This is a genomic window from Roseovarius sp. ZX-A-9 (assembly GCF_028369135.1).
Taxonomy (GTDB): Bacteria; Pseudomonadota; Alphaproteobacteria; order Rhodobacterales; family Rhodobacteraceae; genus Roseovarius.
Genome location: NZ_JAPWHW010000002.1, coordinates 209,794 through 229,679, shown reverse-complemented (window position 1 = coordinate 229,679; position 19,886 = coordinate 209,794). Strand labels below are relative to the sequence as shown.

Here is a 19,886-nt window from a genome sequence, read left to right as displayed (position 1 = left end):
ATCGCCGGGGACGTGAGGCAGTAATCATACACCCCGGCGACAATGTATCGCCGACGGCAAAGAGGCGTGACATGGCAGAGATTCAATCGGACCGTTACCAGGATTGGGGCGCGTCTGAGAGTGGCAGCGCAATCACCAAGTTTACCCATGTGATCGGATCCATCGTTTCGATCGGATTGATCGTCGGCATGGGGTTCTGGGGGTATAAGCTGCTGGTGCGTGACGTCAGTGGCGTGCCGGTCATTCGTGCCGCCGAAGGGCCGATGCGCGTGCAGCCGGAGAACCCCGGCGGTGAACAGGCGCTCAATCAGGGTCTTTCGGTGAATGACGTGGCGGCCATCGGGTCCGCTGCCGAAACACCTGACCGATTGATCCTCGCGCCCGCACCTCTTGACCTTAGCGATGAAGATGCGCCCGGAACATGGGCATCGAGCCAAACCGCCGAAAGTACGGAACCGAGCGTTGCACAAGCCGCCGACGTGGCGCCAGAAGCGCCCGAGGTACCGATGGACGATGCAACCATGCTGGCGCTGGCCGATGCGCTGGCTGACGGCGTGGCACCGCTGGGCGACGTGGCTCCGGCCGAGGAAGAGGCAGCGCCGGCTGAGGCCGTCATGCGGGTCGCAAAGGGTGGACTTGGCATTTCTCTGCGACCCAAGGCGCGTCCCGTGACCTTGGCACGGGTTGAAACGGTAGCGGCCACAACCAATCTGGCCGACCCGCGCGATGTCGACCCCGAGAGCATTGCGCCGGGGACGCGGCTGGCTCAGTTGGGCGCGTTCAAGACCGAGGAAATCGCCCGCGAGGAATGGGCGCGGCTGGCTGGCAAGTTCGAGGATTTCCTGACCGGCAAGGATCGCGTGATCCAGCGCGCCACCAGCGGCGGGCGCACCTTCTACCGTCTGCGCGCGATGGGCTTCGAGGATCTGGCCGATGCGCGCCGGTTCTGCTCGGCGCTGGTCGCCGAAAAGGCCGAATGCATTCCGGTGGTCACACGGTGAGCGCGTGGGGGGCGACCATTCTGGACGCAACCGGCCACCGGCTGAGTTCTGACGAGAAGACGTTCCTTGCGGAGGCTGACCCGTTCGGCTTCATCCTTTTTGCCCGCAATATCGACACGCCTGACCAGGTCCGCGCGCTCTGCGATGAAATGCGCAGCGCGGTGGGGCGCAATGCGCCGATCACTATCGATCAGGAAGGCGGCCGGGTGCAGCGCCTGCGCGCGCCCACATGGCGCGAATGGATGCCGCCGCAAACGCTGATCGAGCGTACAGGGGCAGACGCGGCAGAGGCGCTCTATCTGCAGTACCGGATCATCGCGTCAGAGCTGTATGCGCTGGGGATCGACAGCAACTGCGCGCCGCTGGTCGATGTGGCGGGGCCCGAGACACATGCGTTCTTGCGCGACCGCTGCTATGGGACCGACGCAGGCATCGTGTCCCTCCTGGGGCGTGCCGTGGCCGACGGGTTGCTGGATGGCGGCGTGCTGCCGGTGCTGAAACACATTCCCGGCCATGGTCGTGCGCAGGCCGACAGCCATCTGGCATTACCCGTCGTCTCGGCGTCCCGTGCGGAGCTGGACGCTTCGGATTTCGCGCCATTCAAGGCATTGCGTGACTTGCCGATGGGTATGACGGCGCATCTTGTATATGACGCCATCGACCCGCAGCCCGCGACGACGTCGCCGGTGATAATGCGCCTCATCCGCGATCAAATCGGTTATGACGGGCTGATCATGACCGACGATATCACCATGAAAGCATTGTCCGGCACCTTGCCCGAGATCACACGCGCATCGCTGGATGCAGGCTGTGACGTGGTGCTGTGCTGCAATGCATCGCTGCATGATCGCCGCACTGTGGCCGATGCCGCCGGTCGCCTGACAGAGAGCGGCCAACGCCGTGCAGAGGCTGCGCTGGCGGCGCGCAAAGCGCCCGATGAGGTTGACATTCCTGCTCTGGAGGCAACACTCGCCTCCATGATTGCAGGGCAGGCGCATGTCTGAGGACGATTTCGACGACCCAAACAAGCCGGAACGCATCGCAGATCGGGTGGCCGCCGAGGCGCTGATCATTGATGTGGACGGGTATGAGGGGCCGCTCGACCTGTTGCTGACGCTCAGCCGGACCCAGAAGGTTGATCTGCGAAAGATCAGTATCCTGCATCTGGCACGGCAATATCTGGCCTTCGTCGAAAAGGCGCGGCAGTTGCGGATCGAGCTTGCCGCCGACTACCTGGTGATGGCGGCCTGGCTGGCCTTTCTCAAATCGCGGTTGCTGTTGCCACCCGACCCCTCCGAAGAAGGCCCGTCGGGCGAGGAACTGGCGGCGCACCTGGCGTTTCAGCTGGAGCGATTGCAGGCGATGCGTGACGCCGCCGCGCGGCTGATGGCACGCGACCGGCTGGGGCGCGATTTCTTTGCCCGAGGCATCCCGGAAGGGATCGAGAAGACCCGCCGCATCACATACACCGCGTCGCTGCTGGACCTGATGCAAGCCTATGCGCGCCTGCGCACCAAGGACGAGTTTCGCCCCTATGCGATGGACCGGGATTCGATTTATTCACTGGAACAGGCGCTGGAACGGATGCGCGGGCTGATTGGATTTGCCGGTACCTGGACCGATATTTCGACCTATCTGCCGGATAACTTTGGCACCGATCCGGTGCGTCTGCGGTCAGCCACCGCATCGACATTTGCCGCCTCCCTGGAACTGGCCAAGGAAGGCCGGATAGAACTGCGGCAGGCCGAAGTGTTCGCGCCGATCCAAGTGCGCCGCAAGGATTAAAGACATGAGCGAAGACGCTGACGACACACCACAAAGCCTGTTCGAAGCCCCGCCTATCGGTGAACAGGAACGCATGATCGAGGCGATCCTGTTTGCCAGTGCAGAGCCCGTGACGATCCGCGATCTGAACGCGCGGTTGCCCCACGGCAGCGATGCCGCCGAAGCGCTGGTTCATTTGCGCAAGCGATACGAGGGGCGCGGTGTCACGCTGATGCGCGTGGGCGATGCCTGGGTGATGCGCACGGCGCCCGATCTGGGCTTCCTGATGCAGCGCGAGACGGTTGAGACACGCAAACTCAGCCGCGCCGCGATCGAGACACTGGCGATCATCGCCTATCACCAGCCTGTCACCCGCGCCGAGATCGAGGAAATCCGCGGCGTGTCGGTCAGCCGCGGCACTGTTGATCAGTTGCTGGACATGGAATGGATACGCTTTGGCCGCCGCAAGATGACGCCGGGGCGCCCGGTGACTTTCGTCGTCACACAGACATTCCTGAGCCATTTTGGCCTCGAGAGCGCCCGCGATCTGCCGGGCCTGAAGGAATTGCGCGCGGCTGGATTGCTGGACAACCGGTTGCCGCCGCCGTCGATGCCGGGGCGCGATACGGATGATGACGAGGGCGATGCGGGTATGGAGCCGGACGAAGATCAGCCTGAGCTATTCGAGGAATGACCGCAGGTGCCCTTAAAATACCTTGATTGTGTGCTACAGCTATCCTGAGGAAAACCGAGGAGGGCGCAATGAACGCCAATCAGATAATTTCCATGGTCATGCGCATGGTCATGCGCCGCCTAATGCGATCCGGCGTGAATGCCGGGATGGACGCCGTGGGCAAGCGGATGAACAAGGGCAAGGACGGCGCAGAACCGAGCGCGCAATCCCCTGGTCCGGCAACCGGTGAGGCGCAAAAGCGCATGAAACAGACCATGCGCATGACGCGCAAGATGGGCCGGATGTAGCGGCGCGTCAGCCGGTTTTGAAATGCTTTGACAGTTTGAGCCCCTGGCCCTGGTAGTTCGAGGCCAGCGCCGCACCATAGAGGCGTGCGGGCATTTGTGACATCTTCTCGTACACGAGACGCCCCACGATCTGGCCGTGCTCCAGTACGAACGGGGCCTCGTGGCAGCGCACCTCCAGAACCCCGCGCGATCCTATCCCGTCGCTGGAATGGCCAAAGCCGGGATCAAAGAACCCTGCATAATGCACCCGGAATTCACCGACCATTGCGAGATATGGTGCCATTTCGGCGGCGCAATTGGGCGGGATGGTGATGGCCTCGCGACTCACTAGGATGTAGAACGCGCCGGGATCAAGGATGATCCGCCCCTCGGACGTGTGGAGTTTCTCCCAGAAATCGTCCGGATCGTAGTGACCGAGTTTGTCGAGGTCGATCACGCCCGTATGGGGCTTGGCGCGATAACCGACCAGATCGCCGGCGCCGGGTTTCAGGTCGACCGAAAAGCCCAGCCCATCCGAGATCACCGGATCGCCCGAGACGATCGGCACGGTGTGGTGCAATGCGCGCAGTTCGTCATCGGTCAGGATGGTCCTGCCCACACGAAAGATGATCTGGTTCAGCATCTGCCCGGTGCGCACCACGACGGAGAATGAGCGCGGGCAAATCTCGACATAGAGCTGGCCTTGGTAACCGTCCGGCACGCGGTCGAATTCGACCCCGTGATCGGTGATCACCCGGGTCAACAAATCGAGCCGCCCGATTGAGGATTTGGCCGAGGCCGCGCCCGAGATACCCTTGGGCAGAGCCAGGCTCTCCATCAGCGGCACCACGTAAACGCAGCCCTTTTCCAGCACCGCGCCGCCGGTCAGGTCCATCTCGTGCATGCCGAAATCGGCCAGCCGCTCGGTCACGGTGGCGGATTTGCCGGTCAGGAAGGACGCGCGCACCCGGTAGGCCGTCGTGCCCAGCCGCAGGTCCAGCGAGGCGGGCTGAATCTGGCCGTCCGTGATGGGGGAGGTGGCTGTGATGGCGCCCGTATCCATGAGCACCTGCATTTGGCTGTCGCAGAGCACGCCAGCGGGAAAATCAGTCTTGGCAAGTTCGGTCATCGGACTCCCCTGAAACGACAAAACGCCCGCAGGTCAAACCCGCTGGGCGTCTTGATCTTGGTCGGGCTAGCAGGACTCGAACCTGCGACCTTCCGTCCCCCAGACGGACGCGCTACCAGACTGCGCCATAGCCCGACTTCGCGCGATACATACCGGTTTTCAGCGTGGGGACAAGAGGTAATTCCCAACTTTCGTGCTTATGAGTTCGCGCTGGACGACCGCGCCTCTTGCACCTTGCGCAGCCTGTCGGCCAGAGCGCTCAGTTCGGCGGTCGGGGCAGGGGTGGCACCACGCAGTGCAGCAAGCGCGCTGAGCGCGGAGGGCGGCCCGGGAAGCTCATCATCTGCCGGGTCCGGCGGGGTGACAATAGGTGTGGCACGCGGCGACTCGGGCACTTCAGCAGCTTCGGGCGCTGCTTCTGCAGGCGCGGCGGTCTCGGGCTCTGCCTCGGGTTCCGGTTCTTGGTCTGCGGTGTCCTCTGCCGGGCTGTCAGCGGGCTCGGACGCTGATTCGGACTGGGTGGTCTCCGGTACCGGCTCGCGGGCGAGGTCCGATGTCTGTTCTGGCTCTGGTTGCGCTTCCTCTATCGACGCCTCGGGTTCCGGCTCTGATTTGGGCTCGGAAATTGATTCGTCTGCCTTCTGCAGGGGAGGTGGCGGGGTTGAATCCTCGTCTGCGTCAGGCGCGTCTGCAAGGACCGCCTCGGTGCCTGACGTGTCTTCGGTTGCAGGTTTGTCCGCGCGCGCGCCGCGTTCTTCGAGGCTCTGCTTGAGAAAGCTCGGCATGTCGCTGGTGCCGCGCGTCGGGCTGGGCTGTTGCGGGGCGGGTTCTTCGATCTGGGGCGTGGGATCGTCCGCTTCGTCATGGTGATCGTGATCGTCCTCGGGCGCCGCCGATTGCGGTTCTACCGAATCCGTTTCATCGGCTTCATCGCTGTCCGCATCACTCGCCTCTTGCGGCTGGTCGTCCTCGCGCGGTGACGAGGCGATTTCGTCTGGTGCGGGCTCTTCCGCTTTATCCTCGCTACCCGCATCCTGGGTGTTCTCGGCAGGGGTGTCAGCAGCCGCAGCTTTCTGCGGCTTGCCCCTCTCAAAGTTGAGCACCTTGCCTTTGGGCTCTTCTTCGGGGGCAGTAACGTCAAGCGCGATTCCGCTGACCTCAAGCGTGTCGCTGGCGTCTGAATCAAGCGGTGGCGACAGGGCGGAAACTTCCTTAACCCCCTGTTCCCTAAGAACCTTCTGCACGCCTTTGATGGTCATGCCATCTTCGTGCAGCAGTTTGCGGATACCACCCAGAAGTTGCATGTCGGCCGGGCGGTAATAGCGTCGCCCACCGGCGCGCTTGACTGGCTTTACCTGGGTGAACTTGCTTTCCCAGAACCGCAAGACATGAGCAGGAATGCCCAGCCAGTCGGCAACTTCACTGATGGTACGAAAGGCATCGGCGGATTTCGCCATGTTCCTGCCTTAAGCCTTGTTTCCGGCGGCAACACGATCTTTCATCAGGTGTGAAGGCCGGAAAGTCAGAACGCGGCGCGGATTGATCGGGACTTCTTCGCCCGTCTTGGGATTGCGTCCGACACGCGCCGATTTTTCGCGCACCGAGAACGTCCCGAATGAGGAGATCTTGACCTGTTCGCCGCGCACGAGCGCGTCGGACATATGGTCAAGCACGCTCTCGACAAGTTGGGCAGAGTCATTGCGCGACAGACCCACTTCGCGAAAGATGGCTTCGCTCAGGTCCATGCGCGTCAGTGTTTTGTCACTCATACGGTCCCCCAGATTTGTTTTCATCACAATAGGGGCGAAGAATTTTGAAAGTCAATATAACAGCTTGCAGGCGGCAGCTTATGCTTGCCGTATGCCGCGATTGCAGCACTACCACCGTAGGGCGACTGCGCCCCAGGCCAGCCCTCCGCCGATGGCTTCGCTCAGGATCAGATCACCGCGTTTGATGCGGCCATCACCGACCCCCACGGACAGCGCCAGAGGGATCGAGGCCGCAGAGGTATTGCCGTGATCCTGCACCGTCAGGATGACACGATCCATCGGCACATTCATCTTCTTTGCGGTGCCCGCGATGATGCGGCTATTGGCCTGATGTGGCACGATCCAGTCCACGTCAGCTCCCGTCAGGCCGATCTTGGCGAGGGCCGCGTCGGCGGTCTGGGTCAGCTTTTCGACCGCCTGGCGAAACAGAAGATTGCCTTGCATCCGCAGCTTGCCCGATGTGCCGGTCGTGCTGACGCCGCCGTCCACATAAAGCATCTCGCGGTAGCGCCCGTCAGAATGCAGGTCGGTTGCCAGAATGCCGCGGTCGGCATTGGTACCGTCGCCGGTTGCGGCCTCCAGCACCAGCGCGCCCGCGCCATCGCCAAAGAGCACACAGGTGCTGCGGTCCTGCCAATCCATGATGCGGCTGAAGGTTTCGGCCCCGATCACCAGCAACCGCTCGGCCTGACCGGCAACGATCAGCGCATTGGCGGTCCCAAGGGCGTAGATGAACCCGGCACAGACCGCCTGCACGTCAAAGGCAAAGCCGTGCGTCATTCCGAGCTTACTCTGGACCATCGTGCCGACGGAAGGAAAGGTCAGGTCCGGGGTCGAGGTGGCGACGATGATTCCGTCGATATCACCCACATCCAGCTCGGCATGTTCGAGCGCTGCACGCGCGGCCTCGGTGGCGAGGTCCGAGGTGCTTTGGCCTTCGGCTGCAAAATGGCGCCGCTCTATCCCTGACCGGGTTCTGATCCATTCATCGGACGTGTCCAGAAAGGATTCGAATTCGGAGTTCGGCACAATCCGTTCGGGCAGATAATGCCCTATGCCCCGTGCCACGGCGCGTCTTGTCATGATTTCCCACCGTCCTCTTCGCTGTCGGTATCCTGCGTGGGCAGGGAGGCGGATGCAACCCGCGCGGCAAGTTTTTCGGAAAATCCGGTTTCGGCCAGCTGAAAGGCCAGCTTCAACGCCGCCGAAACGCCGGTGGCGTCCGCCGCACCGTGAGATTTCACGACTGTTCCGTTGAGCCCGAGGAACACGCCGCCATTGACGCGCCGCGGGTCAATCCGCTTTTTCAGGCGCTGAAGCGACGTATAGGCCAGCAGCGATGCCAGCCTTGAGAGCATCGAATACTGGAACGCCTCGCGCAGCAATTCGGCGATCAGGGTGGCGGTGCCTTCGCCGGTTTTCAGGGCGACATTGCCGGTAAAGCCGTCGGTGATGATCACATCGCAAGTGTCGCCGGGCAGGTCGCGCCCCTCGACGAAGCCGACGAAATCGAAATCTGCATAGGGGGCATTGGCCGAAATCAGGTCATGCGCCTCTTTCAGCTCGGAACGGCCCTTGTGCTCTTCGGTGCCGACATTCAGCAGGCCGATACGCGGCCGTGCCACGCCAAAGCCGTTGCGGGCGTAGGAGGTGCCCATCAACGCGTATTGCATGAGATCCTTGGCATCAGCGCGGATATCCGCGCCACCATCAAGCAGCACGTTAAACCCCTGGGGGTTGCGCGAGGGCCACATCACGGCGATGGCCGGGCGATAGATGCCGGGCAGGCGGCGCAGGCGCAGGACCGACATCATCATCAATGCGCCGGTATTGCCGCAAGACACGCAAACCGTTGCCTCGCCGGCGCGCACCGATTCGAGTGCGGACCACATCGAGGTGGTTTTGCCGTTGCGCATCACCTGACTCGGCTTGTCGTGCATCGACACCACGTCAGGCGCGTTGCGTATCTCGACGCAGTCGGCCAGATGTCTGCGCTTGGCGACAAGGCGTTCGAGCTCATCCTTGCGGCCATGCAGGATGAAACCGATATTGGGGTTCTTGCGCGCGGATTTGGCGATGCCGGCCACAACTGTGGCCGGGCCCATGTCGCCACCCATCGCATCAACCGATATGATGGTGCGTCCGGCCCCCGTCTTGTTTTGATCGGGATGCGCGGTCATCAAGGCGGTCCGTTCTCTGCAGGTCCCCGGCGGGGTCAGGCTGCGTCTTCGTCCAGATCGACCTCATCCGCCATTGCCACGATTTCGCGCTCGGCATAGTGGCCGCAAGCCGGGCACACATGGTGTGGGCGCTTCAGTTCGCCGCAGTTCGGGCATTCGTTCGGGTTCGCTGCGCTGAGCGAGTCGTGTGCGCGGCGATTGTTGCGGCGCGATTTCGATACTTTGTTCTGCTGGACAGCCATTGTGCGATCCTACTATCCTTTGGGCACTTACGTCCCGGTTTCTCGTGGTCACGCGGCTCTTAGTCTGTCCAGAGCCAGCGGTTCAACCCCAAATTCCGATGGAAGGGCGAAAATACAACTAAATCGTACAAGGGCAAGCGATATTTAGCATCTTTTGCCCAATCGGTCAGTCGTCTTTTTCCAGTTTCGATTTCAGAGCCGCCAAACCGGCGAAGGGTTTCAGGTCCGCGTCCCGCAGTGGCGTGGTGTCTGGCGCGGCGAATATGGCTTCGCCCATCTCGGCACCGTCGGCACGCGGGTAATCGGGCAGGGCCAGTGCCAGTGCCTCGGTCATGACCTGGTTCAGATCAACGGTTCCGGTCAGTGGCTCGATCGATTCGTCCTCGGTTATTTCGACCTCTTCGGCATCTCCGCTGTCCGGCATGTCGGCAATAAAGCGCCGCACCACCTTGCGGTCGATACGCGTCGTGATCGGCTCAAGCGTGACAACGCAGGACTGCACGACGGTTGCGCCCAGACTGGCATCAAGCCGCCAGTCGCGCTTGCCTTCGGGCGAGAGCTTGCCTGCAAAGCTGAGCTTGCGAATCGCCTGAACGTCCAGCGTTTCGGCCAGCGCGCTGCGTGTCGCGGCATCTGGCGCGAGGTCAAAGGATGCGGTCGCGCCTTGTGACAGGTCCGCGATGCGCAGGATATCTGGGGTTTCGGGGCGTTGTGCCATCTACTGCACCTCTATCCTTTCTTGAACCTCGCGGTCACCTTGTTGTAAGCCGGATAAAAGCCTGACCGGGCTGAAATCAAGAGGGCAATCATGACCGGGCTCAAATTAACGCTGCGCACCATCGTTGCCCTTCTGGGGTTGGCCTCTGTTGTGGCCTGTACCTCGATCTACCGCAACCATGGTTATGTGCCGCCCGAAGAAGACCTCAATCAGCTGGTCGTCGGGGTCGATTCGCGCTCCACGGTGGATGACGTGATCGGCGCGCCCTCTGCGGCGGGGGTTCTGGGCGAGGGTGATTATTACTACGTGCGCAGCCGGATGAAACATTTCGGCATGCTGCGCCCCGAGGTGGTCGAGCGGCAGGTGCTGGCGATCAGTTTTGACGAGAACGATACGATCGCGAATATCGAGACGTTCTCGCTGCGCGACGGCAATATCGTGCCGCTCACCCGGCGCGTGACCGATTCGTCGGTCACCGGCAAGGGTGTGCTGCGCCAGATCCTCGACAATTTCGGCAATATCGACCCGAGCCAGTTCTTCTAGGTTTTTCGCAAGGCGCCACGGCAGCGACACGGCTTTGTCACGGATTGTGCGTATGATCGTGCTTGGGTATTCTTTGCCCAGGCTTGGATAGGGAACGCCCATGCCGACATTGACCGATCGGCGCTACCGTGCGCGCATCAGCGCGTCGCATGACGATTTGAAAGCGGCCCAGAGGCTGCGCGCGCTGACCTTTGGCACCGGTGGTGCGGACGGTCTGGACCGCGATGCCTTCGATGAGATCTGCACCCATATCCTGATTGAAGAGTGCCGCAGCGGGCAGCTTGTCTGCTGTTTTCGGATGCTGCCGCTGAAAGGCGGGGCGGATATCGGCCAGAGCTATTCGGCACAGTTCTACGAGTTGTCTGCGCTGGCGCGGTTCGAGGGGCCGATGGTCGAGATCGGCCGATTCTGCGTTCATCCCGATTGGCGCGATCCCGACATCCTGCGCGCAGCCTGGGGAGCGATGACGCGGTACGTGGACGATCACGGGGTCGAGATGCTGTTCGGCTGTTCGTCTTTTCACGGCACCGACGCAGACAGCTATCTGGATGCCTTTGCGATGTTGAAAGAGCGACATCTCGCGCCGCGCCGCTGGTTGCCAAGGGTCAAGGCGCCAATGGTGTTCCGCTTTGCTCAGACCCTGCGCCTGCGCAAGCCCGATGCAAGGCTGGCGATGCTGCGGATGCCGCCGCTGTTGCGAACCTATCTGATGATGGGCGGGTGGGTGAGCGATCATGCGGTGGTGGATCCCGAGATGGGCACGCTGCATGTCTTTACCGGGGTCGAGATCCGCGCCATTCCGGCCACGCGCAAGCGCCTGTTGCGCGCGGTGGCGCAATAGGCATAAGGGCGCACCTTGACGGGCGGGCGGGCGCAGGATAGCCCGCGCTTATGGCAGCCAAGATACCCCTTTTGCAATTGAATGATATCGCCCTGACTTTTGGCGGTGGGCCGCTCTTTGCCGACCTGTCGCTGGTGGTGCAACCGGGCGACCGCGTGGCGCTGGTGGGGCGCAACGGCTCGGGCAAATCGACCTTGATGAAGGTGATGGCTGGGCTGGTGGAGGCCGATAGCGGCACCCGTGTCGTGCCGCCCGGTATCAGCGTGGGTTACATGGAGCAGGAGCCCGAGATGCTGGGCTTTGCCACCTTGGGGGATTATGCCGCCAGCACGCTGCAGCCCGAAGAGATGTACCGCGTCGATATGGCGGGTGAGGGGCTGAAATTCGATCCGGCGCGTGCGGTCGAGACCGCCTCTGGCGGCGAGCGGCGCCGCGCGGCATTGGCCAAGCTGATGGCCGAAGCGCCCGACCTGATGCTCTTGGACGAGCCGACCAACCATCTGGATATCGAGGCGATCGCCTGGCTGGAAACCACGTTGAAAGAGACGCGCGCAGGCTATGTTCTGATCAGCCACGACCGAGCGTTTCTGCGTGAACTTACGCGCGCAACACTCTGGATTGACAGGGGAATGGTGCGGCGCAACGAGCAGGGATTCAGCCAGTTCGAAGCCTGGCGCGACAAGCTGTGGGACGAAGAGGATCAGAGCCGCCACAAGCTGGATCGCAAGATCAAGTCAGAAGGTCGCTGGGCGGTCGAAGGCATCAGTGCGCGGCGCAAACGCAACCAGGGCCGCGTGCGCGCGCTACAGGAGCTGCGGGCCGAGCGTGCCGGGCAGATCCGCAGGCAGGGGGCCGCCGCGATGGCGCTGGAGGGCGGTCCTAAATCCGGCAAGCTGGTGATCGAGGCGCGCGGAATTTCCAAAGCCTATGGTGACACGCAAATCCTAACAAAGTTCGACCTGCGCGTGCAGCGCGGCGATCGGGTGGCCTTTGTCGGGCCCAACGGCGTTGGCAAGACGACGTTGCTGAAGATGCTGCTGGGGGAAGAGACGCCAGATAGCGGAGAAGTCCGGCTGGGCACCAATCTGGTCCCGGCGGTCTTCGACCAGAGCCGTGCCGCGCTCGATCCGGACATGACACTGTGGGACAGTCTGACAGGCGACCCGGACATGCGCGTTTCGGGCAAGGCAGATCAGATTTTGGTGCGCGGTAGCCCGCGGCATGTGATTGGATACCTTAAGGAATTCCTGTTCGACGAACAGCAGGCGCGGGCGCCTGTGCGGGCCTTGTCGGGCGGTGAAAAGGCGAGGCTTCTGCTGGCCAAACTGATGGCAAAGGAAAGCAACCTGCTGGTGCTGGACGAGCCGACCAACGATCTGGATATCGAGACGCTCGACCTTTTGCAGGAATTGCTGGACGATTATGACGGCACGCTGCTGCTGGTCAGTCACGACCGGGATTTTCTGGACCGGGTGGCAACCACCACGATCGCCATGGAAGGCGACGGGCAGGCGATTGTCTATGCCGGTGGGTGGAGCGATTATCGGGCGCAACGCGCCGCCGACAAGGGCGATGAGGTGGGGAAAACCCCTGCGAAATCAAGGCAGAAGCCTGCGCCGGAGAAACCGCGCGCCGCGCCGAAGCTCAGCTTTACCGAAAGCCACCGGCTCAAGACGCTGCCCGAAGAGATGGCCCGGCTGGAAGCAGAGATCGGCAAGCTGGAAGGGTTGCTGGCGGATGCGAAGCTGTTTACCCGCGAGCCGGTGAAATTCCGCAAGGCGACAGAGGCTCTGGTGGCCCGCCAGCAAGCGCTGGCTGCCGCCGAGGAAGAGTGGCTGGAACTGGCGGAAAAGGCCGAAAGCGAAGGATAAGTTTCGCGTCGGTATCACGTCGGTATCGTGTCGGTGCGCGATTGGCCTATGGGCGCGGCACTCCGGTGCTGCCACCGCCGGGTCACTGCATGCGCAGCGCACCATCGAGTCGGATCACTTCTCCGTTGAGATAGCCGCATTCGACGATGAAGGCCGCGAGCCGCGCGTATTCGGCCGGATCGCCGAGCCGCTTGGGGCAGGTCACGGCCTGCGCCAGACTGTCCTGCACATCCTGCGGCAGACCCTGCAGCATCGGGGTGAGGAAAATCCCCGGTGCAATGGCCATGACGCGGATGCCCTCGCGGGCCAGATCACGGGCCATCGGCAGGCTGAGGCCACTGATGCCAGCCTTGGACGCGGCATAGGCCGCCTGACCCTTTTGTCCGTCAAAGGCCGCGACAGAGGCGGTGTTGATGATCACGCCGCGCGCGCCGTCGGGCTCGGGCGGGTTTTGCGCGATCTCGGCGGCGGCAAGGCGCGCGACGTTGAAGCTGCCCACCAGATTGATGTCGATGACCCGCCGGAACCCGTCGAGCGAATGCGGGCCATCGCGGCCCAGCGTCTTTTCGGCGGGGGCGATGCCGGCGCAGTTGACGGCAGCGGTGATCCGCCCCATCGCGGCCTTGGCCGCTGCAATGGCGGCGGCGACAGACGCTTCGTCCGTCACGTCGGTTTCAGCGAAATGCGCGCCGATCTCGTCCGCCACGGCGGTGCCGCGCGCAATGTCACGGTCGAGGATCGTCACGGCGGCGCCGGCAGCGCGGAAATGCCGGGCTGTGGCCTCGCCAAGGCCCGAGGCCCCGCCGGTGATGATCGCGGCTGTATCCTGGATGCGCATGGCGGGCTCCTTTGTGACGGAATGAACTTCTGTTGAGGTAGCCCGCGCGCGCCGCGCTGTCAAAGGGCGCGGCGGATCAGGGGCGCGGTGGCGATCATGCCGATCACGGTGATCAGGATGCGCAGGATGTGGTGCAATGTCACGAAGGCCGGGTTGGCCTGAAGGCTGAGCGCCACCAGTGCCATTTCCGTGACCCCGCCGGGGGCGAAACTGATGAGCAGCACATCGAAACCTTCGCCAAGGATGGGTTTCATCGCCAGCGCCATCCCGGCGGCCAGCGCCAGCATTCCCGCCACCGAGGCGCATGCCAGGATCATTCCGCGCAGGATCAGTGCGCGGCTGAGGCCGGTAAAGCGCAACCCGAGCGCCACGCCGATCACGATCTGGGCGAGGTTGACCAGCCATTGCGGCACGTCGAGATGGCCCAGACCGCTGAGCGACAGGGCGGCGGCGACGGCCAGCGGCCCGATGATCTGGCCTGCGGGCAGGCGCAGCCTTTCCCCGAGCCAGAGCCCGAAGGCGCCCGCTGCCGCCAGCCACGGCAGCGCCTGCCACGGCACCGGCCCCTGCGCCAGACTGACACCTGCGGAACTGCCCACCGGCGCGCCCAGATAGAGCGACAGGCCGACCGGCAAGAGCGTGACCACGAGAATCACGCGCAGGAACTGCTGAAGCATGAGGCGCGGCATGTCGGCGCCTGCGGCCTCGCCCAAGGCGATGCTCTCATACAGGCCGCCGGGCGTGCCCGCGTAGAAGGCGGTGGCGCGGTCATATCCGCCAAAGCGGCGAAATATCAGGTAGTTGTATGCCAAGGCTGAGGCGACAAAACCGATCAGCGCCAGAAAGCTGATCCCGAGCCTGCCGGGATTGTCAAAGAGCGCAGGCGTGACCTGTGCGCCGATCATCAGCCCGATCACCGCGATGAAGGTGCGGCGCAACCGTGGTGGAAACCGGTAGCCTTGCGGCAGGCGGTGCGGCAGCAGCGTGGCGACCAGCGCCGTGGCCAGCAACGGGCCGAGCAGGAACGGCAAGGGCATCGCGATCAGGCGCGATGCGAAACCGGCCAGCGCGGCACCGAGGATTAGTAACGACGTGGTCAGCAGGTGCGGCATGTGCGAGTTGAACCATCCGCCCGCTGGTTTGGCAATGGGGGGCGGCCTTTCGGCATCTGCAACCCGATTGCAACTTTGCGCAGGACAAAGGGGAGGGGCGCCAGCCAAGGCAGGCGGGTTTCGTATGGCGATTTGGGGATTTTACGGTTGGAGCGGGTAACGGGAATTGAACCCGTAACTAAAGCTTGGGAAGCTGCCGTGATACCTTTTCACCATACCCGCACTCCGGCAGTTTGGATAGGCCGTCGGGGCCTTCAGGTCAACCCGAAATCGCCAATTGAGGCCGGATTGATCATCGCTTGGGGGGAGGGAGGGGATGTGAGAATAGGTGGTTCTCGGTCGCTGTTTTGAAAGGTCCAAAAGTTGAACTCGGGCAAAAGCAGAAACGGCCCCGGCGCGTATTGCGCGGGGCCGTTTGAAAGGGTGCTGACGGTGGGGCGTCAGATATCCAGCGTGTTGGTGCGTTCCCACTCGCTGAAGTGGCTGGTGTAGTCGTCCCACTCGCGGTTTTTCACCTTCAGGAAGGCTTCGGTAAACTCGGTGCCCATTGAGGTCGCCAGAGTCTCGTCGGCTTCGTAGAGGCGCAGGCCGTCCAGCATGTTCTTGGGCAGTCGGGGCGCGTCCTTCACCGTATGGCCTTCGACATACATATCGATTTCCAGCGCCTCGCCGGGATCGGCCTTGCTGCGGATGCCGTCGAGACCCGCGGCCATGATGACAGATGGCATCAGGTAGGGGTTGGCCGCGCCATCGGGCAGGCGCAGTTCCATGCGGCCGCCGCCGGGAACCCGAACCAGGTGGGTGCGGTTGTCGCCGGCCCAGGTGACTCGGCTGGGGGCCCAGGACGAACCGGAGGCGGTGCTGGGCGCGCCGATACGCTTGTAGCTGTTGACCGACGGGCAGCAGATCACGGTCATGCCGCTGCCATGCTTGAGGATACCGCCGAGGAAATGCTTGCCGACCTCGGACAGACCGTAGCGGCCCGTGGGCGTGTCATCGGAGCCTGCAAAGAGGTTGGTCTTGGCGTCCTTGCCGGTGCTGTCCCAAGCCGAGATATGGGCGTGCAGACCGTTGCCGGTGAGCGTTGGCAGGGGTTTGGGCATGAAACTGGCGCGCATGCCGTGCTTTTCCGCGACGTATTTCGTCATGAATTTGAAAAAGCTGAGCTGGTCGGCCATCGTCAGGACATCGTCGAAGTCCCAGTTCATTTCCCACTGGCCATTGGCGTCTTCGTGGTCGTTCTGGTACGAGCCCCAGCCCAGGTCGTGCATGTAGTCGCTGATTTCGCGGATGATATGGTAGTTCCGCATCATCGACTGCTGGTCGTAGCAAGGCTTCGTCCGGGTATCGAGATCGTCCGCCACGCCTTTGCCATCGGGGGTGAGCAGCGAAAATTCGGGCTCTACGCCGATCTTGAAATGCAGACCCATTTCGGCCGCTTCGGCGATCTGCTTGCGCAGAACGTTGCGCGGGGCCTGTGCGGAATAGGCATTCTTCATCACCGGGTTGCCGGGAACCCATGCGATTTCGGGCTGCCACGGAATCTGAACCGCGGCATCGGCATCGGGCATCACCAGCATGTCGGGGTGGGCCGGGGTGTAATCCATGCCGCCGGCGAATCCGGCAAAACCGGCGCCGCCTTCCTGCATGCGCCCGATCGCCCGGATCGGCACGAGTTTTGTGCGTTGGGTGCCCAGCAGGTCCGTGAAGTTGAGCATGAAGTATTTGATACCTCGCTCTTTCCCCCAGGACTGAAGGTCAATTGCCGATTCTTGAACGAGCTGATCTTTTGCCATGATCGAAGGTCTCTCCCTATCTCTAAACTGTACTTGGCAGATGGTGTCCGTGGTTCCCCCACCATCTATATGAAAAACGCGGCGCCTTGAAAGGCACCGCGTGGGTTGTCGTCAGAAGCTGCCTTTTCCGGGGTACCAGTTGGTTCCGGCCAGCGGTACCTGGGCCATTGCCGCCGCTTCCATGGTGAGGGCAACCATATCCTCGGGTTCGAGGTTGTGGACATGGTTCTTGCCGCAGGCACGCGCGATGGTCTGCGCCTCGAGCGTCATCACCTTGAGGTAGTTTTTCAGACGGCGGCCACCTTCGATGGGGTCGAAACGCGCCATCAATTCGGGATCCTGAGTGGTAATGCCAGCCGGATCGCGACCTTCGTGCCAGTCGTCATAGGCGCCTGCGGTGGTGCCGAGCTTGTTGTATTCGGCCTCCCACTTGGGATCGTTGTCCCCCAGCGCGATCATCGCCGCGGTCCCGATCGAGACCGCATCGGCCCCCAGCGCCAGCGCCTTGGCCACGTCGGCGCCCGAGCGGATGCCACCGGAAACGATCAGTTGCACTTCGCGGTGCATGCCCATGTCCTGCAGCGCCTGCACGGCGGGCCGGATGCAAGCCAGCGTGGGCTGGCCGACATGTTCGATGAACACGTCCTGCGTTGCGGCGGTGCCGCCCTGCATGCCGTCGAGGACGACGACATCGGCCCCGGCCTTGACCGCCAGCGTGGTGTCGAAATAGGGACGGGCGCCGGCGATCTTGACATAGATCGGCACTTTCCAGTCGGTGATTTCGCGCAGTTCGAGGATCTTGATTTCCAGATCATCGGGGCCGGTCCAGTCGGGGTGCCGGCAAGCGGAACGCTGGTCGATGCCCTTGGGCAGATTGCGCATTTCTGCGACCCGGTCCGAGATCTTCTGACCCAGCAACATGCCGCCGCCGCCGGGCTTGGCGCCCTGGCCGACGACAACCTCGATTGCGTCCGCCTTGCGCAGATCATCGGGGTTCATGCCGTAGCGCGATGGCAGGTATTGATAGACCAGCTTGGAGGAGTGGCCGCGCTCTTCGGGGGTCATGCCGCCGTCACCGGTGGTGGTCGATGTACCGGCTGCGTTCGCGCCGCGCCCCAGTGCCTCTTTGGCGGGGCCGGAGAGGGCGCCGAAGCTCATCCCTGCGATGGTGATCGGGATGTCCAGTTCGATGGGATTCTTGGCAAAGCGTGTGCCAAGCGTGACCTTGGTTTCGCATTTCTCGCGATACCCTTCGAGCGGGTAGCGCGAGATAGATGCGCCCATGAACAGCAGGTCGTCGAAATTCGGCACGCGGCGTTTGGCGCCGCCGCCACGGATGTCGTAGATGCCGGTTGCCGCTGCGCGACGGATGTCGCTGTTGATGTCCTGCGAAAAGGTCGCGGACTGGCGCGGGGTGGTGTGCGGGATGCCTTGGCGCGTCTGATCATTCATGGCCATATCCTTAATATGCTGACGCGTTATCGACGTCGAAATTGTAAAGGTTGCGGGCAGAGCCGTAGCGGGTGAATTCCTCGGGCTTGGCGTCGGCGCCTGCGCGTTCGAGCAGGTCCTTGAGGATTTCGATATGCTCGGGGCGCATTTCCTTCTTCTCGCAGTCGGCGCCGAGGCTCTTGACCTCGCCACGCACGAACAGGCGGGCTTCGTAGCAGCTGTCGCCCAGGGCATCGCCTGCGTCGCCCAGCACCACCAGGTTGCCCGATTGTGCCATGAAGGCCGACATGTGGCCGATATTGCCATGCACGACGATATCAATGCCCTTCATCGAGATGCCGCAGCGCGACGAGGCGTTGCCCTTGATCACCAGCAAGCCGCCATGGCCGGTGGCACCGGCATATTGGCTGGCGTCGCCTTCGACGATGATGGTGCCGGACATCATGTTTTCACCGACGCCGGGGCCGGCGGAGCCATGCACATTGATGGTCGCCTGCTTGTTCATGCCGCCGCAGTAATAGCCGGTCGAGCCTTTGACGGTGACTTCGATCGGGGCGTCGAGACCCACGGCGATGGCATGGCTGCCCTTGGCGTTGATCACTTCCCAGGAGGTCTGGTTGGTGTCAGTGGCCTGCGCGTGCAAGGTTTCGTTCAGCGCGCGCAATCCCTGCGCTTCTAGGTCAAATGTCTGCATCTTAATGGCTCCAGAAATAGACGGTTGCGGGCTCAGGTTCCCAGACACGGGCGTCTTCGATGCCCGGCAGGTTGACGAGGGCGCGGTATTCGCTGCCGAAGGCGACATACTGATCGGTTTCGGCCATCACGGCAGGTTTGCAGGCGATCGGGTCGCGGACGACTCCGAAGCCGTCCTTGGTGCCGACGACGAAAGTGAAGAAGCCGTCGAGATCCTCCAGCGAGCTTTCGAGGGCTTCGCCCAGCGTGCTGCCGTTCTGCATTTTCCAGCTCAGATAGGCGGCGCCGACTTCGGTGTCGTTCTCGGTTTCGATGTTCATGCCCATGCGGCGAAGCTTGCGGCGCAGGCTGTTGTGGTTGGACAGCGATCCGTTGTGCACGAGGCACTGGTCGGCCCCGGTGGAGAACGGGTGCGCGCCCATCGTCGTGACGGCTGATTCTGTCGCCATACGGGTGTGGCCGATGCCGTGTGTGCCGCTCATCTTTTCGATGCCGAAGCGATGTGCCACATCTTTGGGCAGGCCGACTTCCTTGTAGATCTCGATGCTCTCACCGGCGCTCATCACGCGGACGTCGGGGCGCAGTTCGCGCAGGGCCTGGCGGGCCTGCGTCAGCTTGTCTGCGGGCAGTTCGATCACGGCGTGCGTGTCGAGGCGGCGCAGTTTTACAGGGGCGTCGATGGCCGAGCCAAGATCGGTCTCAAGGGCGGCGAAATCGGTATCGGCATCGGCCGACTGCACGGTCAGCTTTGCCGTTTTATCCGAGCCTTCGCCGTAAATCGCGATGCCCGCGCTGTCGGGGCCGCGGTCGGTCATGGTGATCAGCATGTCTGTCAGCATGTCGCCCAAGCGGGGTTCGAGTGATTTGTCCTTCAGAAAGAGCCCAACAATTCCACACATGGCGGTGATCCTTTTTGAGAGTGGTTGGTGCGACATTATCACTCAATTCGGCATCCATCAACCAAGAAGAATAAAATA

Annotated in this window: 21 protein-coding genes and 2 tRNA genes; 8 read left to right on the top strand and 15 right to left on the bottom strand. The window is 62.7% G+C overall.

What is annotated here, in order from left to right:
• Positions 1–71 precede the first annotated feature (71 nt).
• The 5 genes from O3306_RS03540 to O3306_RS03520 all read left to right on the top strand — a co-directional run bounded on the left by O3306_RS03540 (position 72) and on the right by O3306_RS03520 (position 3,746).
• Positions 72–1,001 carry an SPOR domain-containing protein gene (locus tag O3306_RS03540; protein WP_272003396.1) on the top strand — a complete coding sequence of 310 codons (930 nt, stop codon included), beginning with the start codon at positions 72–74 and terminating at the stop codon, positions 999–1,001.
• Entirely contained in the window at positions 977–2,005 is a 1,029-nt protein-coding gene (gene nagZ / locus O3306_RS03535) for a beta-N-acetylhexosaminidase (protein ID WP_272003394.1), read from the top strand. The genes O3306_RS03540 and nagZ overlap by 25 nt, the downstream gene beginning before the upstream one ends.
• Entirely contained in the window at positions 1,998–2,786 is a 789-nt protein-coding gene (locus O3306_RS03530; protein WP_272003391.1) for a segregation and condensation protein A, read from the top strand. Before nagZ ends, O3306_RS03530 begins: the two co-directional genes overlap by 8 nt.
• A gap of 4 nt (positions 2,787–2,790) precedes the next feature.
• Entirely contained in the window at positions 2,791–3,459 is a 669-nt protein-coding gene (scpB, locus tag O3306_RS03525) for an SMC-Scp complex subunit ScpB (protein ID WP_272003389.1), read from the top strand.
• A 68-nt stretch (positions 3,460–3,527) separates the two neighbouring features.
• Positions 3,528–3,746 carry a hypothetical protein gene (locus O3306_RS03520; protein WP_272003386.1) on the top strand — a complete coding sequence of 73 codons (219 nt, stop codon included), beginning with the start codon at positions 3,528–3,530 and terminating at the stop codon, positions 3,744–3,746.
• Positions 3,747–3,753: 7 nt separating this feature from the next.
• Here the strand turns inward: O3306_RS03520 and O3306_RS03515 are convergent, their stop codons facing one another.
• The 8 genes from O3306_RS03515 to O3306_RS03480 all read right to left on the bottom strand — a co-directional run bounded on the left by O3306_RS03515 (position 3,754) and on the right by O3306_RS03480 (position 9,763).
• The gene (locus O3306_RS03515; RefSeq protein WP_272003383.1) at positions 3,754–4,854 is read right to left on the bottom strand and encodes a 2'-deoxycytidine 5'-triphosphate deaminase; all 1,101 of its coding nucleotides are present in this window, start codon (positions 4,852–4,854) and stop codon (positions 3,754–3,756) included.
• Between the two features lie 58 nt (positions 4,855–4,912).
• A tRNA-Pro gene (locus tag O3306_RS03510) sits at positions 4,913–4,989 on the bottom strand.
• Positions 4,990–5,051: 62 nt separating this feature from the next.
• Positions 5,052–6,311 carry a MerR family transcriptional regulator gene (locus O3306_RS03505; protein ID WP_272003381.1) on the bottom strand — a complete coding sequence of 420 codons (1,260 nt, stop codon included), beginning with the start codon at positions 6,309–6,311 and terminating at the stop codon, positions 5,052–5,054.
• A 9-nt stretch (positions 6,312–6,320) separates the two neighbouring features.
• Entirely contained in the window at positions 6,321–6,623 is a 303-nt protein-coding gene (gene ihfA, locus O3306_RS03500; RefSeq protein WP_165192499.1) for an integration host factor subunit alpha, read from the bottom strand.
• 108 nt (positions 6,624–6,731) lie between these two features.
• Positions 6,732–7,706 carry a beta-ketoacyl-ACP synthase III gene (locus O3306_RS03495; RefSeq protein ID WP_272003376.1) on the bottom strand — a complete coding sequence of 325 codons (975 nt, stop codon included), beginning with the start codon at positions 7,704–7,706 and terminating at the stop codon, positions 6,732–6,734.
• Positions 7,703–8,803, bottom strand: coding sequence for a phosphate acyltransferase PlsX (gene plsX / locus O3306_RS03490; protein WP_272003373.1), 1,101 nt, complete (start codon positions 8,801–8,803; stop codon positions 7,703–7,705). Before plsX ends, O3306_RS03495 begins: the two co-directional genes overlap by 4 nt.
• 35 nt (positions 8,804–8,838) lie before the next feature.
• Positions 8,839–9,045 carry a 50S ribosomal protein L32 gene (gene rpmF / locus O3306_RS03485; protein ID WP_272003370.1) on the bottom strand — a complete coding sequence of 69 codons (207 nt, stop codon included), beginning with the start codon at positions 9,043–9,045 and terminating at the stop codon, positions 8,839–8,841.
• A gap of 166 nt (positions 9,046–9,211) precedes the next feature.
• Positions 9,212–9,763: a YceD family protein gene (locus tag O3306_RS03480; RefSeq protein WP_272003367.1), complete on the bottom strand. Its 552-nt coding sequence runs from the start codon at positions 9,761–9,763 to the stop codon at positions 9,212–9,214.
• Positions 9,764–9,853: 90 nt separating this feature from the next.
• On the opposite strand from O3306_RS03480, the gene O3306_RS03475 reads away from it, so the two are divergent.
• The 3 genes from O3306_RS03475 (at position 9,854) to O3306_RS03465 (ending at position 13,018) form a co-directional block, all read left to right on the top strand.
• Positions 9,854–10,306, top strand: coding sequence for an outer membrane protein assembly factor BamE (locus O3306_RS03475; RefSeq protein ID WP_272003365.1), 453 nt, complete (start codon positions 9,854–9,856; stop codon positions 10,304–10,306).
• Positions 10,307–10,406: 100 nt separating this feature from the next.
• The gene (locus O3306_RS03470; RefSeq protein ID WP_272003362.1) at positions 10,407–11,147 is read left to right on the top strand and encodes a GNAT family N-acetyltransferase; all 741 of its coding nucleotides are present in this window, start codon (positions 10,407–10,409) and stop codon (positions 11,145–11,147) included.
• Between the two features lie 50 nt (positions 11,148–11,197).
• Complete coding sequence (locus O3306_RS03465) at positions 11,198–13,018, top strand: ABC-F family ATP-binding cassette domain-containing protein (RefSeq protein ID WP_272003360.1); 1,821 nt, start codon at positions 11,198–11,200, stop codon at positions 13,016–13,018.
• Between the two features lie 82 nt (positions 13,019–13,100).
• On the opposite strand, the gene O3306_RS03460 is transcribed toward O3306_RS03465, so the two are convergent.
• From O3306_RS03460 to O3306_RS03430, 7 genes are all read right to left on the bottom strand, one after another.
• The gene (locus O3306_RS03460; RefSeq protein WP_272003359.1) at positions 13,101–13,856 is read right to left on the bottom strand and encodes an SDR family NAD(P)-dependent oxidoreductase; all 756 of its coding nucleotides are present in this window, start codon (positions 13,854–13,856) and stop codon (positions 13,101–13,103) included.
• 59 nt (positions 13,857–13,915) lie between these two features.
• A complete protein-coding gene (locus O3306_RS03455) occupies positions 13,916–14,968 on the bottom strand; it encodes an AbrB family transcriptional regulator (protein WP_272003356.1) in 1,053 nt (350 codons plus the stop codon).
• 148 nt (positions 14,969–15,116) lie between these two features.
• Positions 15,117–15,190, bottom strand: a tRNA-Gly gene (locus O3306_RS03450).
• Positions 15,191–15,408: 218 nt separating this feature from the next.
• Complete coding sequence (gene glnT, locus O3306_RS03445) at positions 15,409–16,764, bottom strand: type III glutamate--ammonia ligase (protein ID WP_272003352.1); 1,356 nt, start codon at positions 16,762–16,764, stop codon at positions 15,409–15,411.
• Positions 16,765–16,875: 111 nt separating this feature from the next.
• Positions 16,876–18,216 carry an FMN-binding glutamate synthase family protein gene (locus O3306_RS03440; RefSeq protein WP_272003349.1) on the bottom strand — a complete coding sequence of 447 codons (1,341 nt, stop codon included), beginning with the start codon at positions 18,214–18,216 and terminating at the stop codon, positions 16,876–16,878.
• A 10-nt stretch (positions 18,217–18,226) separates the two neighbouring features.
• Positions 18,227–18,910: a GXGXG domain-containing protein gene (locus tag O3306_RS03435; protein WP_272003346.1), complete on the bottom strand. Its 684-nt coding sequence runs from the start codon at positions 18,908–18,910 to the stop codon at positions 18,227–18,229.
• A 1-nt stretch (position 18,911) separates the two neighbouring features.
• Positions 18,912–19,808 carry a class II glutamine amidotransferase gene (locus tag O3306_RS03430; protein WP_272003344.1) on the bottom strand — a complete coding sequence of 299 codons (897 nt, stop codon included), beginning with the start codon at positions 19,806–19,808 and terminating at the stop codon, positions 18,912–18,914.
• Between the last annotated feature and the right edge of the window lie 78 nt (positions 19,809–19,886).

What these genes read in the sequence shown, in the direction of transcription:
- O3306_RS03460 (WP_272003359.1), bottom strand. Translation starts at nt 13,856, where the DNA reads ATGCGCATCCAGGATACAGCCGCGATCATCACCGGCGGGGCCTCGGGC.
- O3306_RS03515 (WP_272003383.1), bottom strand. Translation starts at nt 4,854, where the DNA reads ATGACCGAACTTGCCAAGACTGATTTTCCCGCTGGCGTGCTCTGCGAC.
- O3306_RS03470 (WP_272003362.1), top strand. Translation starts at nt 10,407, where the DNA reads ATGCCGACATTGACCGATCGGCGCTACCGTGCGCGCATCAGCGCGTCG.
- glnT (WP_272003352.1), bottom strand. Translation starts at nt 16,764, where the DNA reads ATGGCAAAAGATCAGCTCGTTCAAGAATCGGCAATTGACCTTCAGTCC.
- O3306_RS03475 (WP_272003365.1), top strand. Translation starts at nt 9,854, where the DNA reads ATGACCGGGCTCAAATTAACGCTGCGCACCATCGTTGCCCTTCTGGGG.
- O3306_RS03430 (WP_272003344.1), bottom strand. Translation starts at nt 19,808, where the DNA reads ATGTGTGGAATTGTTGGGCTCTTTCTGAAGGACAAATCACTCGAACCC.
- O3306_RS03440 (WP_272003349.1), bottom strand. Translation starts at nt 18,216, where the DNA reads ATGAATGATCAGACGCGCCAAGGCATCCCGCACACCACCCCGCGCCAG.
- nagZ (WP_272003394.1), top strand. Translation starts at nt 977, where the DNA reads ATGCATTCCGGTGGTCACACGGTGAGCGCGTGGGGGGCGACCATTCTG.
- plsX (WP_272003373.1), bottom strand. Translation starts at nt 8,803, where the DNA reads ATGACCGCGCATCCCGATCAAAACAAGACGGGGGCCGGACGCACCATC.
- scpB (WP_272003389.1), top strand. Translation starts at nt 2,791, where the DNA reads ATGAGCGAAGACGCTGACGACACACCACAAAGCCTGTTCGAAGCCCCG.
- O3306_RS03465 (WP_272003360.1), top strand. Translation starts at nt 11,198, where the DNA reads ATGGCAGCCAAGATACCCCTTTTGCAATTGAATGATATCGCCCTGACT.
- O3306_RS03480 (WP_272003367.1), bottom strand. Translation starts at nt 9,763, where the DNA reads ATGGCACAACGCCCCGAAACCCCAGATATCCTGCGCATCGCGGACCTG.
- O3306_RS03530 (WP_272003391.1), top strand. Translation starts at nt 1,998, where the DNA reads ATGTCTGAGGACGATTTCGACGACCCAAACAAGCCGGAACGCATCGCA.
- O3306_RS03495 (WP_272003376.1), bottom strand. Translation starts at nt 7,706, where the DNA reads ATGACAAGACGCGCCGTGGCACGGGGCATAGGGCATTATCTGCCCGAA.
- O3306_RS03540 (WP_272003396.1), top strand. Translation starts at nt 72, where the DNA reads ATGGCAGAGATTCAATCGGACCGTTACCAGGATTGGGGCGCGTCTGAG.
- O3306_RS03520 (WP_272003386.1), top strand. Translation starts at nt 3,528, where the DNA reads ATGAACGCCAATCAGATAATTTCCATGGTCATGCGCATGGTCATGCGC.
- O3306_RS03455 (WP_272003356.1), bottom strand. Translation starts at nt 14,968, where the DNA reads ATGCCGCACCTGCTGACCACGTCGTTACTAATCCTCGGTGCCGCGCTG.
- ihfA (WP_165192499.1), bottom strand. Translation starts at nt 6,623, where the DNA reads ATGAGTGACAAAACACTGACGCGCATGGACCTGAGCGAAGCCATCTTT.
- O3306_RS03505 (WP_272003381.1), bottom strand. Translation starts at nt 6,311, where the DNA reads ATGGCGAAATCCGCCGATGCCTTTCGTACCATCAGTGAAGTTGCCGAC.
- O3306_RS03435 (WP_272003346.1), bottom strand. Translation starts at nt 18,910, where the DNA reads ATGCAGACATTTGACCTAGAAGCGCAGGGATTGCGCGCGCTGAACGAA.
- rpmF (WP_272003370.1), bottom strand. Translation starts at nt 9,045, where the DNA reads ATGGCTGTCCAGCAGAACAAAGTATCGAAATCGCGCCGCAACAATCGC.